At 48.2% G+C, this 14,332-nt stretch carries 16 protein-coding genes and 2 tRNA genes; all 18 read right to left on the bottom strand.

All coding sequences use genetic code 11. The features are described from left to right. Positions 1-24 precede the first annotated feature (24 nt). Entirely contained in the window at positions 25-324 is a 300-nt protein-coding gene (gene rplW, locus GPK83_RS10560) for a 50S ribosomal protein L23 (RefSeq protein WP_015553842.1), read from the bottom strand. Beyond that, the gene (rplD, locus tag GPK83_RS10555) at positions 324-944 is read right to left on the bottom strand and encodes a 50S ribosomal protein L4 (protein WP_015553843.1); all 621 of its coding nucleotides are present in this window, start codon (positions 942-944) and stop codon (positions 324-326) included. The genes rplW and rplD overlap by 1 nt, the downstream gene beginning before the upstream one ends. Before the next feature lie 27 nt (positions 945-971). Beyond that, positions 972-1,607, bottom strand: a complete 636-nt coding sequence (gene rplC, locus GPK83_RS10550; RefSeq protein WP_015553844.1) for a 50S ribosomal protein L3 — start codon at positions 1,605-1,607, stop codon at positions 972-974. 224 nt (positions 1,608-1,831) lie between these two features. Then, positions 1,832-2,149 carry a 30S ribosomal protein S10 gene (gene rpsJ / locus GPK83_RS10545; RefSeq protein WP_015553845.1) on the bottom strand — a complete coding sequence of 106 codons (318 nt, stop codon included), beginning with the start codon at positions 2,147-2,149 and terminating at the stop codon, positions 1,832-1,834. A gap of 485 nt (positions 2,150-2,634) precedes the next feature. Continuing rightward, a complete protein-coding gene (locus GPK83_RS10540) occupies positions 2,635-4,032 on the bottom strand; it encodes a S41 family peptidase (RefSeq protein ID WP_215704743.1) in 1,398 nt (465 codons plus the stop codon). 134 nt (positions 4,033-4,166) lie between these two features. Continuing rightward, positions 4,167-5,399, bottom strand: coding sequence for a M23 family metallopeptidase (locus GPK83_RS10535; RefSeq protein ID WP_215704742.1), 1,233 nt, complete (start codon positions 5,397-5,399; stop codon positions 4,167-4,169). A gap of 13 nt (positions 5,400-5,412) precedes the next feature. Beyond that, complete coding sequence (locus GPK83_RS10530) at positions 5,413-6,327, bottom strand: permease-like cell division protein FtsX (protein ID WP_117514248.1); 915 nt, start codon at positions 6,325-6,327, stop codon at positions 5,413-5,415. After that, positions 6,317-7,003, bottom strand: a complete 687-nt coding sequence (ftsE, locus tag GPK83_RS10525) for a cell division ATP-binding protein FtsE (protein ID WP_015553848.1) — start codon at positions 7,001-7,003, stop codon at positions 6,317-6,319. The genes GPK83_RS10530 and ftsE overlap by 11 nt, the downstream gene beginning before the upstream one ends. 3 nt (positions 7,004-7,006) lie before the next feature. Then, on the bottom strand, positions 7,007-8,095 hold the full coding sequence (locus tag GPK83_RS10520; protein ID WP_015553849.1) for a helix-turn-helix domain-containing protein: 1,089 nt from the start codon (positions 8,093-8,095) through the stop codon (positions 7,007-7,009). A gap of 233 nt (positions 8,096-8,328) precedes the next feature. Further along, on the bottom strand, positions 8,329-9,423 hold the full coding sequence (locus tag GPK83_RS10515; RefSeq protein WP_215704741.1) for an ABC transporter ATP-binding protein: 1,095 nt from the start codon (positions 9,421-9,423) through the stop codon (positions 8,329-8,331). A 30-nt stretch (positions 9,424-9,453) separates the two neighbouring features. Continuing rightward, on the bottom strand, positions 9,454-9,732 hold the full coding sequence (locus GPK83_RS10510; protein ID WP_215704740.1) for a hypothetical protein: 279 nt from the start codon (positions 9,730-9,732) through the stop codon (positions 9,454-9,456). Positions 9,733-9,765: 33 nt separating this feature from the next. Further along, positions 9,766-10,140 carry a RidA family protein gene (locus GPK83_RS10505; RefSeq protein WP_015553851.1) on the bottom strand — a complete coding sequence of 125 codons (375 nt, stop codon included), beginning with the start codon at positions 10,138-10,140 and terminating at the stop codon, positions 9,766-9,768. A gap of 22 nt (positions 10,141-10,162) precedes the next feature. Next, on the bottom strand, positions 10,163-11,005 hold the full coding sequence (locus GPK83_RS10500) for a S1-like domain-containing RNA-binding protein (RefSeq protein ID WP_015553852.1): 843 nt from the start codon (positions 11,003-11,005) through the stop codon (positions 10,163-10,165). Between the two features lie 146 nt (positions 11,006-11,151). Further along, the gene (locus tag GPK83_RS10495) at positions 11,152-11,868 is read right to left on the bottom strand and encodes an acyl-ACP thioesterase domain-containing protein (protein WP_015553853.1); all 717 of its coding nucleotides are present in this window, start codon (positions 11,866-11,868) and stop codon (positions 11,152-11,154) included. A 120-nt stretch (positions 11,869-11,988) separates the two neighbouring features. After that, a tRNA-Gln gene (locus GPK83_RS10490) sits at positions 11,989-12,061 on the bottom strand. A gap of 43 nt (positions 12,062-12,104) precedes the next feature. Continuing rightward, positions 12,105-12,177, bottom strand: a tRNA-Gln gene (locus GPK83_RS10485). Between the two features lie 72 nt (positions 12,178-12,249). Beyond that, the gene (locus GPK83_RS10480; protein WP_215704739.1) at positions 12,250-13,539 is read right to left on the bottom strand and encodes a hypothetical protein; all 1,290 of its coding nucleotides are present in this window, start codon (positions 13,537-13,539) and stop codon (positions 12,250-12,252) included. Continuing rightward, positions 13,539-14,306, bottom strand: coding sequence for a tRNA pseudouridine(38-40) synthase TruA (gene truA / locus GPK83_RS10475; protein ID WP_117470143.1), 768 nt, complete (start codon positions 14,304-14,306; stop codon positions 13,539-13,541). Before truA ends, GPK83_RS10480 begins: the two co-directional genes overlap by 1 nt. Between the last annotated feature and the right edge of the window lie 26 nt (positions 14,307-14,332).

The raw sequence follows: 14,332 nt of genomic DNA, 5'->3' as shown, positions 1-14,332 counted from the left end.
TTGGTTGCCGCATAGTTTCAAAAATTACAGACCCTGGAAGATCTCGATGTCTTTGCTGTCTGCTGTGAGCTTAACGATTGCTTTCTTGGTCTTAGCAGTCTTACCAACTACCATACCACGTCTGCGGTTCTTACCGTCAGCGTTCATTGTGTTTACGCTCTCGACCTTTGTGCCCGGGAACATCTTCTCAACAGCTTCTTTGATCATGGTCTTGTTTGCTTCCGGATGTACGAGGAATGTATATTTCTTCTCGCTCATAGCGTTCATGCTCTTCTCAGTTACAACCGGTTTGAGGATTACGTCGTAGTACTGTACGTTTGCCATTATGCGTATACCTCCTCGATAGATGCTACAGCAGCCTTAGTAGCTACTACAGTGTTGTATTTCAGAATGTCGAATACATTGATTGTGTTAACAAGGGAAGTTTTTACTTCCGGAATGTTTCTTGCGGAAAGAACTGTGTTCTGATCGTTGTCAGCAAGAACTACGAGAGCCTTGGAAACTTTGAGGTTGTTCATAACAGCCTTGAAGTTCTTTGTCTTAACTTCGTCGAACTTTAACTCATCAACAACTACGAACTTGTTCTCGTTTACTCTGCTTGTAAGAGCGGACTTGAGAGCAGCTCTCTTCTCTTTCTTGTTAAGAGTGATTGTGTAATCTCTCGGAGTCGGAGCGAATACCATTCCGCCGCCTGTCCACTGCGGAGATCTTGTGGAACCCTGTCTAGCGTGACCTGTTCCTTTCTGTCTCCACGGCTTTCTGCCGCCACCGGAAACCTCAGAACGTGTTTTTGCTTTCTGTGTTCCCTGACGTTTATTTGCAAGCTGTGCAACAACAGCCATGTGTACGAGATGCTCGTTCACTTCAACGCCGAATACAGCGTCATTCAGCTCGATTGTGCCAACTTCTTTACCTTCCATATTGTATACGGATACGTTTGCCATTTCTGTTTCCTCCTTTCCTGTAAAAGCTTATTTGCAAGCCTTTACTGTTTCCTTTAATGTTACTAAGGACTTCTTCGGTCCCGGTACAGCACCCTTAACAAGGATCAGGTTGTTTTCAACATCAACCTTGACAATCTCGAGGTTCTGAGTGGTAATCTTCTTGTTACCCATCTGACCCGGCATGCCTTTACCCTTGAATACGCGGCCCGGAGTTGTTGCGGAACCATTGGAACCCTGATGACGGTGGAATTTAGAACCATGAGCCATCGGTCCTCTGCTCTGTCCAAGTCTCTTAATAGCGCCCTGGAAACCTTTACCTTTGGAGATAGCAGTTGCATCTACCTTATCGCCAGCAGCGAAGATATCAGCTTTGATTTCGTCTTTTACGTTGTACTCTTCGGAATTCTCAAAACGGAACTCTCTAACGAATCTCTTGTAAGATACGCCAGCCTTGTCAAAGTGACCCTTTACCGGCTTGTTTACAAGTTTCTCTCTCTTATCAACAAAGCCAACCTGTACAGCTTTGTATCCATCGTTCTCCTCTGTCTTAACCTGTGTCACTACGCACGGACCAGCCTGAAGAACTGTTACCGGAACAAGAACGCCTTCATCGTTGAAGATCTGAGTCATTCCGACTTTTGTAGCTAAAATCGCTTTCTTCATTTTTTTACCTCCTGTTACTAATCTACAGCGGAACGCAAAACAGAATTTTCTGTGCGTTCATCCTAGAGCAGCCCAACATAGGTGGAACACTATGACATTACATTTTGTAATGATGTTGATTCCCTTTCAGGATGAGTAGTGTTGCTTTTATATCAGAACCATTCAGGATTTCTAATTTTAATGTTTGCTGCATGTTTCGCAGCGTGAAAAATAAATATCTTTAATTATTTATTTTTCATTTTGATGTCGATATAAACACCAGCCGGCATTTCCAGTCTGGACAGTGCATCTACTGTCTTCTGGCTCGGGCTTGCGATATCGATGAGTCTCTTATGAGTTCTCTGCTCGAACTGCTCTCTGGAATCTTTGTACTTGTGAACAGCTCTTAAGATTGTTACAACCTCTTTCTTTGTCGGCAGCGGAACCGGACCACTCACCTGTGCTCCTGTTTTCTTTACTGTCTCGATGATCTTTCCAGCGGACTGGTCGATCAGCTGATGGTCGTAAGCCTTTAATGTGATTCTCATAACCTGACTTGCCATAAAAAAAGTCGCCTCCTTTTCGCACTTTTAATCGAAGTACGACAAGCGGTGACTGTACACGGTCTCGTGTGTATCATGCCGATTCACACGTTGTTACTGCCCCTTACCCTGAGCAGCTGTTAATTTGGTACAGTGACTTGTCGCCAGTTTCCTAACTTGACATTCGCTCCACGGAACACCTGCCATTCTCAGGCAGCAACCTCTCGCTTCAACGCTATCATGTCACAGCCAGATAAGAATAACACATCGAAATCGAAAAATCAAGCTTTTTTTGCTTATTTTTCAAGGGTTTTTTCAATTTGTGGATAACCGGCAGGAGCATGTTCAAATCATGGTTTTCCATGCACAGATTGAAACGAAAAAGAGGAAAAAGTACACTTCATATTAATTTTCAAGTGTCTTTTTCCTCTTTGATGAGCTGTATAATGCACTGTTTCTTCTATATATAATATAGTAGAAACGCAAATTTATCTGCCAGGCAGATTCTACTGCGCAGCCCCTGCTTCGTTCTCGATCTCCAGATTCTCCTTCACCTTCGCCTCAAAATCATCGTCCGCGGCCGCTGTCTCCCCGTTCTCTGCGGAGATCTTTTCATTTACGGCATCCACGCCTTCATCGAAGACCTCCAGAGCTGTCTGAAGCTGGTTGTCCTCATCCTTCGGGATCTCGATCTTTGACTTTAAGTCTTCGTCGAGAGCTATGGTCACATCCGGCTCGATGCCAAGTTTGTGGATGCACTCGCCTGACGGGGTGTAGTAGTATGCCGTTGTGAGCTTCAATCCGCTGCCATCCGGCAGGTTGAAGATGCCCTGAGCGATTCCTTTTCCGAAGGTCTTCTCGCCTACAATCGTTGCCCAGTCATTGTCCTTTAAGGCACCTGTCAGAACTTCGGAGGCACTGGCGCTCTCACCGTTTACAAGAAGAATGATCGGGACATCTACCTCATGTCCGTCATCGGAGGTATAGACACTGTCATCAATTCCTTTTCCCTTGAAGCTTACAATGGTCTTTCCATCCGGAAGCAGATAGTCCGCAATATCCTTCGCCGCCTGAACAACGCCGCCGCCGTTGTTTCGAAGATCTATGATCAGCTTTTCCATTCCCTTGGAGGCCAGATCATCCACAGCGCTCTTAAACTGTTCGGAGCTTACCTCCTCAAAGGAAGAAAGAGAAATATATCCAGCATGAGCATCCAGCAGCTCGTACTCTACCGTTGGGTTCTCCACCATACGGCGCTCCACGTCCATCTCCACATACTCATCCGTGGACTGGCGGTACACGGTCAGATGAACCTTCGTCCCCTCCTCACCTCGGATATGGTCGCTGACAAGAAGAGACAGATCCTCTCCGGTAGCCTCGATATCTTCTACTTTATAGAGGATATCTCCCGGCAGCATTCCGGCTTCCTGGGCCGGGGAATCCTTGAACACCTTGACTGCCGTGATAATTCCCGTGTATACATTCTGGCTCACCTGAACGCCGATTCCGCAGTAGGTTCCGGAAGTCTCCTCATTCAGGCTTGTGTACTCGTCCTTATCGTAATATACGGAATACGGATCATTCAGAGAGTACATGTAGCCGCGGTAGATCCAGTCTTCCGCAGTTCCATTCTTCGTCTGTTCTTCCTCCGTCATGTTCTCATCGAACAGGAAGTATTTGTCGATCAGCGCCTCCATATACTGGAGCTTCGGCTCGATTTTCTTCATATCCAGCTGAGTGCCGGATGTCTCCGCGGTCTGTGTGCTCTGGCTCTCAGATGCACGCCTTCCTACGGTCCAGATCCCCGTTGCAACACCTACGACTGCAAGTCCGGAGAATGCTGTCACAAGGACTCCGACAAGGACGCCTTTCCAAAATTTATTTTTTGTCTCTTTCTCTTCCAATGTCTTTTCTCCTTCATCCCAGGGCAGCCAGATCTCATCCGATAAAAACTGTGCCAGGATCTTTATGTAAAAAGTCTACAGGTCATATTTCCCTGCGTTCAGCACCGCAGGCTCACTTTTCTGCCTGTCAGTCCCTACGGGCTCACATATTTCGTCGGATTCACATAGGAACCGTTCACCCGGACTCCGAAGTGGAGATGGGACCCTGTGGAGTATCCCGTCGAACCGACCTTCGCGATGGTCTGTCCCTTTTTCACACTCTGCCCCTGTGATACAAGCAGGCTCGATGCATGCATATAAACTGTATACACGCCGCCGCCATGGCTTATCATCACATAATTTCCTGCAGAAGAGCTGTAAGTCGCGATCACGACCTCACCCGCAGCAGCAGCCACGATCGATGTTCCCGTCGGCGCGCTGATATCGATTCCCTGATGGTTCGAGGACGCGCCCTTCGTCGGGGATTTTCGCCCTCCAAAGCCGGAAGTAATCCGCCCGCTGGCAGGACACGGCCATGTAAAGCTAATGTCCCCAAGACTCACGGTTTTATACGTCTGTGCCGCCTTGTTTGCCGCTGCGGCCTCTTTCTTTTCTTCCTCGGCTTTCTTTCTCGCTTCCTCTTCCTTCCGCTTGATCTCTGCCTCGATGGACTTGATCTGGTTCTCCTGGGCCTCGATGGACTTCGCGTACTCGGAGATCTGTCCCTCCGCGGAGGCGATCTTCGTCTCGTAGTTCTGAAGCTCCGTCTGTTTTGCAGCCAGAAGCTTCTCCACGGACGCCTGTTTTGCCTCCGTCTCGTCCTGAAGCATCAGGAGCTCGGCATGTTCACTCTCTAAGCTCTTTTCCTTCTCCGCGATTTTCTCCTTCGTAGCGGCATATTCATCGAGCTTCTGCCGGTCGTAGGACGAGATCTTTGTGATGTACTCCGCCTTGCTCAAGAGCTCCGAGAGGGAGCCGGACTCCATGAGTAGGTCCACATAGGTGCTGTCGCCCTTCTCATACATATATTTTATCCGCAGCTTCATGGATTCATACTGGCTTTTCTCTGTCTCCTTCGCCTCGGATAATTCCTGTTTCGTCGTATCGATCTGTTTTTCCTTCGCGTCTATGTCATCGCCAAGCTTTGAAAGCTCATTTCCGATGGACTCCAGGCTGGAATCCAGCTTTTTGACATAGGCCGTCGTATCGCTTTTAAGGCCTTCCAGGTTCTTTAGCTCCTGTTCCGTCTTCTTTTTTTCCGCCTCCAGCGCCGTCTTTTTGCTCTTCGCGTCACTCAATCCGCTCTTTGTCGCCTGGGCAGAAAGCGGTGTCGCAAGAACCAGGGCAAAGGACAGGGCCGCAGCCAGAAATCTTCCTGATTTTCTCATATGCTGTCCCCTCCTACACACGCAGCTCTTTGCGAATCGTAAAGAAGCTTACAAAAAATCCAAGTCCGCCGCCCAGCGCCAGGGCGATCGCCGCCATCATCGGATAGAAGGTTCCAAGCGGCAGGAACTGGATGATTCCGGAGAGAAGTTCAAACCGGTTCATCACATACTCCACCGTCTGTCGGTAGACGAAAAGCATAACCCCCAACGGGATCGCCGCTCCGACAAGCCCCAGGATCGTTCCTTCTACCACAAACGGGGCCCGGATCATAAAGTTCGTCGCTCCGATAAGACGCATGATCCTGTTCTCGTTCTTCCGGAATTCAGCCGCAACGGAGATCGTATTGCTGATCAGGAATACCGCAACAGCCAACAGCATGGCGATCAGGACGCCGAACAGCAGGCCCAGGATCTTATTGAAGCTTGCAAGTCCCGTAGCCGCACTGTTGGAATAGTTTACTTTCCGCACACCATCAATACTTTCCAGGTATGCCACCATTCCATCCTGATCCGTAATATTGTTCAGGCGGATCTCGTAGGAAGAGGAGCCTGCAAGCGGGTTGTCATCCGCAAAACCTTCCGCTAAGGCTTCATCCTCACCGAAATACTCTGTCTTAAAGCCGTCCCACGCCTCCTCAGCGGAGACGAATTTTATCTCTTTTATCATTCCCGACTTGTCCGACTCGATCTTCGCGCCGATGTCTTTGATCTCGTCCTCCGTCAGGTTCTCATCAAAAAATACCGTGATTCCCATTGTGGTCTCCGCCGTGCGGACCATATATTCGATGTTGGTGATCACGGAGAAAAATACGCAAAATAAAAAAATACATGCAGAAATGATCGCGGTCGACGCAAGGGAAAACCAGATATTTCTGCATATATTTACCAGTCCCTGCTTCATGCAGAACCAGAATGTACTAATCCTCATAACGGTACCCACTTTCCTCCTCATCACAGACCACCATTCCGCGGTCGATCGTGATGACGCGTTTCTTCATCAGGTCCACGATCTCATGGCTGTGTGTGACAACGATCACCGTTGTTCCACGCCGGTTGATCTTCTCCAGGAGTCCCATGATCTCCATCGCATTGTGGGGATCCAGGTTTCCCGTGGGCTCATCGGCAAGCAGGATCTCCGGGCGATTGATCAGTGCCCGGGCAATCGCCACGCGCTGCTGTTCTCCACCGGAGAGCTGATGCGGGAAAAACTTATACTTGGAAGAAAGGCCTACCATCTTTAACATCTGCGGAACCGATTCCCGGATCGTCCGGCTGGACTCCCCGATCACCCGCTGGGCAAATGCCACATTCTCATAGACCGTCTTGTCCTTTAAAAGACGGAAATCCTGGAATACGACACCGAGACGCCGGCGGTACTTCGGAACATATCTTCGCGGCATCTTTCTGAGGTCCATGTCATTAACGACAACACGACCGGAGGTCGGCTCCACTTCCTTCAAGAGGATCTTGATCAGTGTAGATTTTCCGGAACCGCTCCGGCCGGTTATGAAGACAAATTCCCCGTCATCGATGGTGATGTTCACGTCCTTCAGGGCTTTCGTACCCCTGTCATAGGTCTTTGTCAGTTTTGAAATTTCTATCATAATTTAGTAGTCCAGATTCTCCATGTACTTCATGTACTTTACAACCATCAGGGCAATTTTGAAGGTGATCGCATCCTCAAATACTCGCAGATCCAGTCCGGTGCTCTTCTGGAGCTTATCCAGACGATAAACAAGCGTATTTCTATGGATGTAGAGCTGTCTTGATGTCTCGGAGACATTCAGGCTGTTCTCAAAGAATTTGTTGATCGTTGTGAGTGTTTCCTCGTCGAACTCATCCGGGTTCTTTCCATCAAAAATTTCTTTGATAAACATCCGGCAGAGTGGAAGCGGAAGCTGATAGATCAGACGGCCAATACCGAGGTTGGAGTACGCTACAACGTTCTTGCTGCTGTAGAAGATCTTTCCGACATCGAGAGCCATCTTTGCTTCCTTGTAGGAACGGGAAACATCCTTGATCTCGCCAACGATGGTACCGAACGCGATGCGCACTTTGGACATCGCCTCTGTGTTCAGCATATCTAAAATCGTATTTGCTGTCTTCTCGAGATCTTCATAGGTCTCACCCGGTTTCACCTCACGGACAAGAATGATATTCTTCTCGTCGACTGCGGTGATAAAGTCTTTTGTCTTTGTGGAGAACAGGCTGCGCATGGTCTCCAGGGCATTCGTATCTTTCTCATTCTTTGTCTCGATCAGGAATACGACACGTTTTACATTTGTCTCGATATGAAGTTTCTTCGCCCGGTTGTAGATATCAACGAGCAGAAGATTATCAAGAAGCAGGTTCTTGATGAAATTATCTTTATCGAATCTTTCTTTGTAGGCCACCAGAAGATTCTGGATCTGGAATGCTGCCAGTTTGCCTACCATATACACGTCATCGCTGCCGCCTTTTGCAAGCAGGATGTACTCAAGCTGATGTTCATCAAATACTTTAAAGAACTGATAACCGGAAATCACCTGGCTGTCCGCCGGAGAATCCACAAACGCAAGTATGGAACTTTCATACTCTTCCGCATGCTCGAATGTGGAAGCCAGGACCTTTCCCTCCACATCACAGACGCACAGGTCAATTCTTGTAATCTCTTTCAGTCCTTCGATATTCGACTGTAAAATCTGATTTGAAATCATAGCGCCCTCTCCTTTTCGCAGTATGGACATATCCACATTTATTCTAATGCAAAATCACAAAAAAGAAAAGATTTTTTTTGTATTTTTTACTAAAAAACATGGAAAAAGGCAGACCGGATTTCCCATCTGGAACCGGTCTGCCTGATATTTTGGTTATTCGTAACGATTCAGTACCTTCATATGTTTCCTTACGGTCAGCGCAGCAAGTGCGCAGACCTACTGAACAGTTATGGTTATTCTTTAATAATTTTTTCTGTTTCTTTGTCGAAAAGGTACACATCATCTCCGGAGACCGCAAAGGACATTTTCTTTCCGGACGGCTTTTCACCGTCGGATGCTTTTGCAAGAAATTCGTTTTCTCCAACATGGAAACGGATGTATGTGGCATCCTCAATCTCCTCGCTGCCAAGAATGTCTCCGGTGATCTCACCCTTTCCATCTTCCGCCGGAACGATCTTTTCCGGTCGTACGCCTGTGAAGACTTCTTTTCCGACATAGCCGAGTTTCTTTAAAAGTTCAGCCTTTTCTCCGGAAAGCCGGATCTTTCCTGACGCAAACTTCAGAATAATATTTCCGTTCTCCTCCAACACCTTGGCAATGGAAAGATCCATTCTCGGTGTTCCGAAGAATCCTGCCACAAACAGACTCTCCGGATGGTCATAGATATTCTGCGCGGAGTCTTCCTGGCAGATCTCGCCCTCGTTCATGACGATCGTTCTCGTTCCTAATGCCATAGCGGTCTTCTGGTTGTCCGTCGCGTAGATCACGGTAATTCCAAGCTCACGGTTGATATTTGCGAACTCTTTTCTCATCAGTTCCTGGACATCTGGGTCTGCCTCCGCGATGGTGCGGTCCAAGAGCAGGATCCCCGGGCGGCGCATCAGGGCGCGTCCGAGAAGAACGCGGTATGTATCAGCTGCCGAAAGTTCCTCCGGCATTTTTTCAAGGATTCCATCGATTTTCAGGATCCCCACAGTCTCATCCACTCTTTTCGCGATCTCTGCAGCCGGCATCTTTGCCATTCTGAGGGAGAATGTAAGGTTGTCCTCCACACTCATTCCAGGATAGAGCACGCTGTTCTTGAAAAGCATTGCGACGTTTCTCTCTTTCGGGTCCGCATCCGTCATATCCATTCCATCGATCATCAGACTGCCTGAGGTAATCTCCTCCAGGCCGCCGATCATCCGAAGCAGTGTCGATTTTCCGCATGCCGTCGGTCCCACCAGGATCAAAAATTCCCTGTCCTTCACTTCCAGATTGAAATCCCGGATTGCCTGCTGGTCACCCGGGAATGTCTTGTTGATATTCTTTAACGTTAAACCGGACATTGACTTCCTCCTGATCTGTATTCTTCATGGTTAACTGGAAAATTGCAGACTTAACCTATTTTTATATCGGTTGTATTCATCATACACAAATAACACTTGTTTTTCCATATGGTTATTCCACAAAAAAATTCCGTTTTTTCCATGCATATTCCATATAGTGAATTTAAGTTTTTGACAAATATACTCTTTTTTCATAAAAACAGGCAGGAAGATAGTTAAATCATTATCAAAATTGCCAAAAAAGCGGCGGCTGTCCTTTTCTGACAGCCGCCGCTTAGGTTCCAAAAATTTCATAACTGCTAATTCCATTCACAGTCACGCACAAATCCATTCCAGCCCCGCTTATTTTACAGCAATTGCCTCCATCTCAAGCAGAACATCCTTCGGAAGTCTTGCAATCTCCACGCAGGAACGTGCCGGGCAGTCTTTTTCGAAATATTTCGCGTAGATGCCGTTGATGGTTGCGAAATCATCCATATTTTTGATAAATACACTTGTCTTTACAACCTGGTCGATGGATGTTCCTGCTGCCTCAAGAAGATTCTTCATGTTCTTCATAACCTGCTCCGCCTGTGCTTCGATTCCCTCCGGGATCACACCTGTCTCCGGATCTACCGGGATCTGTCCTGACGCGAATACGAAGCCGTTTGCCTCAATTGCCTGAGAATACGGTCCGATTGCTGCCGGTGCTTTTGTTGTGCTGATTACTTTCTTCATGTGATTGTCCTCCATATTTTCCTTATTTATCGATTTTTCGGATGCTCTTCTCCGTGATCTCGATCTTTCCTTCTTTTAATAAGTGACCTACCGCGCGCTTGAACGCATTCTTACTGAGTTTAAATTCTCTCGCGATAACTTCCGGTGATGCCTTATCGTTGAACGGTAAAACTCCGTCAAACTCTTCGATGACCTTCATGACAAGATCGGAGTCAGAAAAGATCTGGCTGCCTGCCTTGTCGCGTGTTGTGAGGTCAAGCTTTCCATCCCCACGGACTCTCGTCACACGGACGCGGACCTCATCGCCCACCCGGTATCCGGAAAAGAGTTCCTTTTTCGGAATCAGGCCGTGATAGATGCCATCGACTGCAACAAAGGCACCGATATCCGGATTGATCTCAAATACGAAGCCGTCCGCCTCGTCACCGGTGTGATACGGGGAGTCGCTTCTCAAATACTGGTATGCCTTCATAGTTGCGGCAAGGCGCTTGCTCTTATCGACGTAAAGAGCCACAAGGCACTTCTCACCTTTACGCACCTGATGGGTCTGCTCCTTAAACGGGAGAAGAAGGTCCTTTTCCAGTCCCATATCGAGAAACGCACCGATCTTGGAAACTTCCTTGACCTCAAGGACAGCCGTCTCACCGAGAGTCACCTTCGGTTTTGATGTGGTGGCGATCAGGCGGTCCTCAGAGTCCTTGTAGAGGAATACCTCCAGCTCATCACCGATCTTTGTTCCTTCCGGCACCTGTTTTTTGGGGAGAAGAACACCCTGGGCGTCCGCCTTGTCCCCGTCAGAAAGGTAAATTCCGAAGTCTTTCTCCTTGATCACCTTTAGTTTCTGAATTTTTCCAATTTCCATCATGTCTTTCGTCCTCCCGCAGCCGGATACTTTTGCGGCTGCGTCCTCTCTTTTATTTTCCGCTGCTCTTACAGCTATACCTGTCTATAACCTTTTGGCATTCTGTCCGCAGAATCTGCGGTTGACAGATTCTTACGGGGCTCATTGAATTATATTTCTGTTTCCTTTAACTCGACATTCGCGAACACATCACCGTCGGAATTACAAAGCGACACGAGATAAGATCTTCCCTCCCTTGTGCTTTTAATAACCATCTCATCCCCAAGCACAGCCGCTTTCCGGTACTCCGCCCGGATCTCGCCGATCTCCGTACCTGCTGGAACAAGTTCTCGTGCAATATCCACATACTGAGCATTATTTACATGGAGATTTGTGTCCAGGAGATGCTTCATAACTACCAGACGACCGGTCTCTTCCATCTCCTTCGGCACAGCGATCTTTCTTCCTGCATCTTCCATCTCGATTTTCGGGCTGAATTCTCCGTAAGGAGCCGTATCGGACTCCAGTATCCGCATGGGACGTCCCGTCTCCGTATTCATCAGAAACCAGTAGGAATTTGCTTTTACAAGATATCCGCCATTTTCATCAAGGATCGCGAAATTTCTCAGTGCATAAAGCCCCTTCACCGCATATGGCCATGTCACTACCTTGATCCGTTCTCCAAGTACCGGGCGTCGTTCGATCACGATCTGCCAGGAGGATAAAAGCCACGCTTTCTTCTCCCGTCCCAGATATCCGATCCCGACCCCCGCATCCTCCGACTGCATCGTCGAACAATCCTGCATATAATTCATAATTCCGGTCAGGGACAGCTTCGCGTCAATATCCGTCTCGCTGTACCGGACCCGGCTGTTTAATTCATACATAATCTAACCTCTTTGTTTCAACTTTCCCTGCGTGCCTTTACATTAACACAAATGCCTGCCAAGCGCAAGAAAAAAGACCATTAAGCCTTGCATTCACAAAGATTAACAGCCTTTTGTTAGCTGGGCTACAAGGATTCGAACCTTGAAAATGACGGAGTCAGAGTCCGTTGCCTTACCATTTGGCGATAGCCCAATAATATGTGTCTGAAACACTTGGACGATATTAAGTTTTAAAACTGGGCTACAAGGATTCGAACCTTGAAAATGACGGAGTCAGAGTCCGTTGCCTTACCATTTGGCGATAGCCCAATGCATCAACAGGTTGTATTATAACGCAACGACTCTGATCCGTCAACTGTTTTTTTCAATTTTTTTACTTTTTTAATTCTGATTTTTCGGATTATCCGGATCTTCAAATCCCGGTCCCCTTAAGTACGCCGGTGTTTTCGTCTCCGGCGTCAGCATTCCGGACGCGGCGGTAGTCTCTGTAACCGCTGCTGTTGTCTCCGGGGCTGTCGGCGGTGCAGTTTCCGGCGGCACAGTTTCCGATGCTGTAGTTCCCGGTTCCGCAGTTTTCGGCTCCGCAGTTTTCGGTTCCGCAGTTTTCGGCTCCGTAGTTTTCTGCGGCGCAGTCTCTGTCGGAGAGGTCCGGGAATTCGATGAATGCCGGTCTTTCTCATCCGGATCGCTCAACTCCCTGTTCGTCTCCTGATCCACCCAGTCCACGCTCTCCCCGGCCTCCAGAGCTTTTCTCCGTCTCTGCATCTCGGAAAGTCCGTCATTTTTCGTGGATTCTCTCTCCTCACCCGTATCCAAAGCCCCAGATTTCTGTTCCGACACAGCTTCTGTTGTCTCTAAAGCTGCTGTCTCCTCCGGTGTACTCTCCTCCGTGGTCTCTTCGCTTGCTTTTTCGAAAGTTGTCTTTACGACCACCGGTTTTAAGGATATCTGATATTCCTGCTCATTGATCTCCCGGATCAGGCGTTTTGAGGAATACCCGGCAAGTTCTTCCTGCTTTCCTATCGTGATCCCCGGATTTTCCGAAAAAAGATGCTTTAAAAATTCTGCCTTCGTCACCGTGATCCCATATTTGTCCGCAATCTCCCGGGTTTTTGTGTCCTCTTCTGACTCAAACACATAGACCGTCGCCCTGGACTCCTTTTTCTGAAGCTCGGATTCCGTCTGCTTTTGCAGCTCTTTTACGATCTTTTCCGGTGACGCCTTTACTTCCGCGCCGGACTTCCGGACGGAGATCAGGATTCCCCCATCCTCTCCGAGACTGTTGTTATCCGCAAGCCTGTCAAAGATCTTCCCCACTGCGATTCCAAGGCTTTTCCCCTCAAATACGGTCATGGAAACTGCCTCATTTGATCTGGCCATCATTCCCTTTGCAGATAACACGGATCCCCGCCGGTTCATGGTAAATTCCATCATAATATCCGAATTTACTTCCATGATCAGTGACTCCTTCCGGTTCTTCCCCATCATCAGCACCGCCATCAGGCATACTGCTGCCGCGCAGATTGACAGAGCTCCTCCGGCCCGTCTGAACCACTTTTTCAGAGAGTCCATAGAGAATTCACCGTTTACGTCCATCCCGGCTTCCCGTAACTCCTGCTTCTTTTTCTTTTCCTTAACTGGCATGTCCTCATATTCTTTGTTCTGATTCATCATACCGTTTCCCTTTCGCCCTCATAGCCCACGTGGAGAAGGAATAATCCCTCGGGCGGAGCTGTTCTTCCCGCCATATCACGGTTTTTCGCTGCAATGATCTCTTTCATTTTCTCCGGTCTCCGCGTTCCACTGCCGACCTCCAAAAGCGTTCCCGTTAAGATCCGCACCATGTTATAGAGAAAGCCGTTTCCTGTATACAGGAATTCGAGCTTCGTTCCATGTTCCACGATCCGGATCTCATCGATCCGGCGCACCGTGCTTTTTTTCATTCTGCGGTTCGCGCAGAAGCTTTTGAAGTCATGTTCGCCGATAAGAAATTCCGCCGCCTGTCTCATCGCTTTCACATCCAGCTTCTTCCCGCAGCCATAGACATATTTTCGTTCGAATACGTTTTTCTTATCCCCGGTCTCCACATAATATCCATATGTCTTTGATGTGGCAGACAGGCGGCTGTGAAACCGTTCCGGCACGATCTTCGCAGAGAGGACCCTGATATCATCCGGAAGATACCGGTTCAGATATTCCCGTGCTGCCTCTCCGTCCGGACAGATTTCCGCATTAATATGGAAATTAGCTACCTGACCTCTCGCATGGACCCCCGCATCCGTTCTTCCGGATCCATGGACCTCTATCTCTTCTCCAGCCATTCTGAAAAGCACATTTTCCAGTTTTCCCTGAATCGTATTGTCGGTATTTCCCTGTTTCTGCCACCCATCATACCGGCTTCCGTCGTATTCCAGAGTAATGCGGATATTCTTCTTCATGATTGTTCCTTCCTGATCTCCAACTG

It is taken from the genome of Clostridium sp. MCC328, from assembly GCF_018785465.1.
Taxonomy (GTDB): Bacteria; Bacillota; Clostridia; order Lachnospirales; family Lachnospiraceae; genus Pilosibacter; species Pilosibacter fragilis.
Note: the sequence above shows the minus strand (reverse complement) of the source record. Positions and strands in the feature narration are given on the sequence as shown.

Coding starts and splice junctions, on each gene's coding strand:
- GPK83_RS10500 (WP_015553852.1), bottom strand. CDS start 11,005: ATGATGGAAATTGGAAAAATTCAGAAACTAAAGGTGATCAAGGAGAAA.
- GPK83_RS10520 (WP_015553849.1), bottom strand. CDS start 8,095: ATGATTTCAAATCAGATTTTACAGTCGAATATCGAAGGACTGAAAGAG.
- GPK83_RS10535 (WP_215704742.1), bottom strand. CDS start 5,399: ATGAGAAAATCAGGAAGATTTCTGGCTGCGGCCCTGTCCTTTGCCCTG.
- rplC (WP_015553844.1), bottom strand. CDS start 1,607: ATGAAGAAAGCGATTTTAGCTACAAAAGTCGGAATGACTCAGATCTTC.
- GPK83_RS10515 (WP_215704741.1), bottom strand. CDS start 9,423: ATGTCCGGTTTAACGTTAAAGAATATCAACAAGACATTCCCGGGTGAC.
- GPK83_RS10495 (WP_015553853.1), bottom strand. CDS start 11,868: ATGTATGAATTAAACAGCCGGGTCCGGTACAGCGAGACGGATATTGAC.
- rpsJ (WP_015553845.1), bottom strand. CDS start 2,149: ATGGCAAGTCAGGTTATGAGAATCACATTAAAGGCTTACGACCATCAG.
- GPK83_RS10530 (WP_117514248.1), bottom strand. CDS start 6,327: ATGAGGATTAGTACATTCTGGTTCTGCATGAAGCAGGGACTGGTAAAT.
- rplW (WP_015553842.1), bottom strand. CDS start 324: ATGGCAAACGTACAGTACTACGACGTAATCCTCAAACCGGTTGTAACT.
- truA (WP_117470143.1), bottom strand. CDS start 14,306: ATGAAGAAGAATATCCGCATTACTCTGGAATACGACGGAAGCCGGTAT.
- ftsE (WP_015553848.1), bottom strand. CDS start 7,003: ATGATAGAAATTTCAAAACTGACAAAGACCTATGACAGGGGTACGAAA.
- GPK83_RS10505 (WP_015553851.1), bottom strand. CDS start 10,140: ATGAAGAAAGTAATCAGCACAACAAAAGCACCGGCAGCAATCGGACCG.
- rplD (WP_015553843.1), bottom strand. CDS start 944: ATGGCAAACGTATCCGTATACAATATGGAAGGTAAAGAAGTTGGCACA.
- GPK83_RS10480 (WP_215704739.1), bottom strand. CDS start 13,539: ATGAATCAGAACAAAGAATATGAGGACATGCCAGTTAAGGAAAAGAAA.
- GPK83_RS10510 (WP_215704740.1), bottom strand. CDS start 9,732: ATGGAATTAGCAGTTATGAAATTTTTGGAACCTAAGCGGCGGCTGTCA.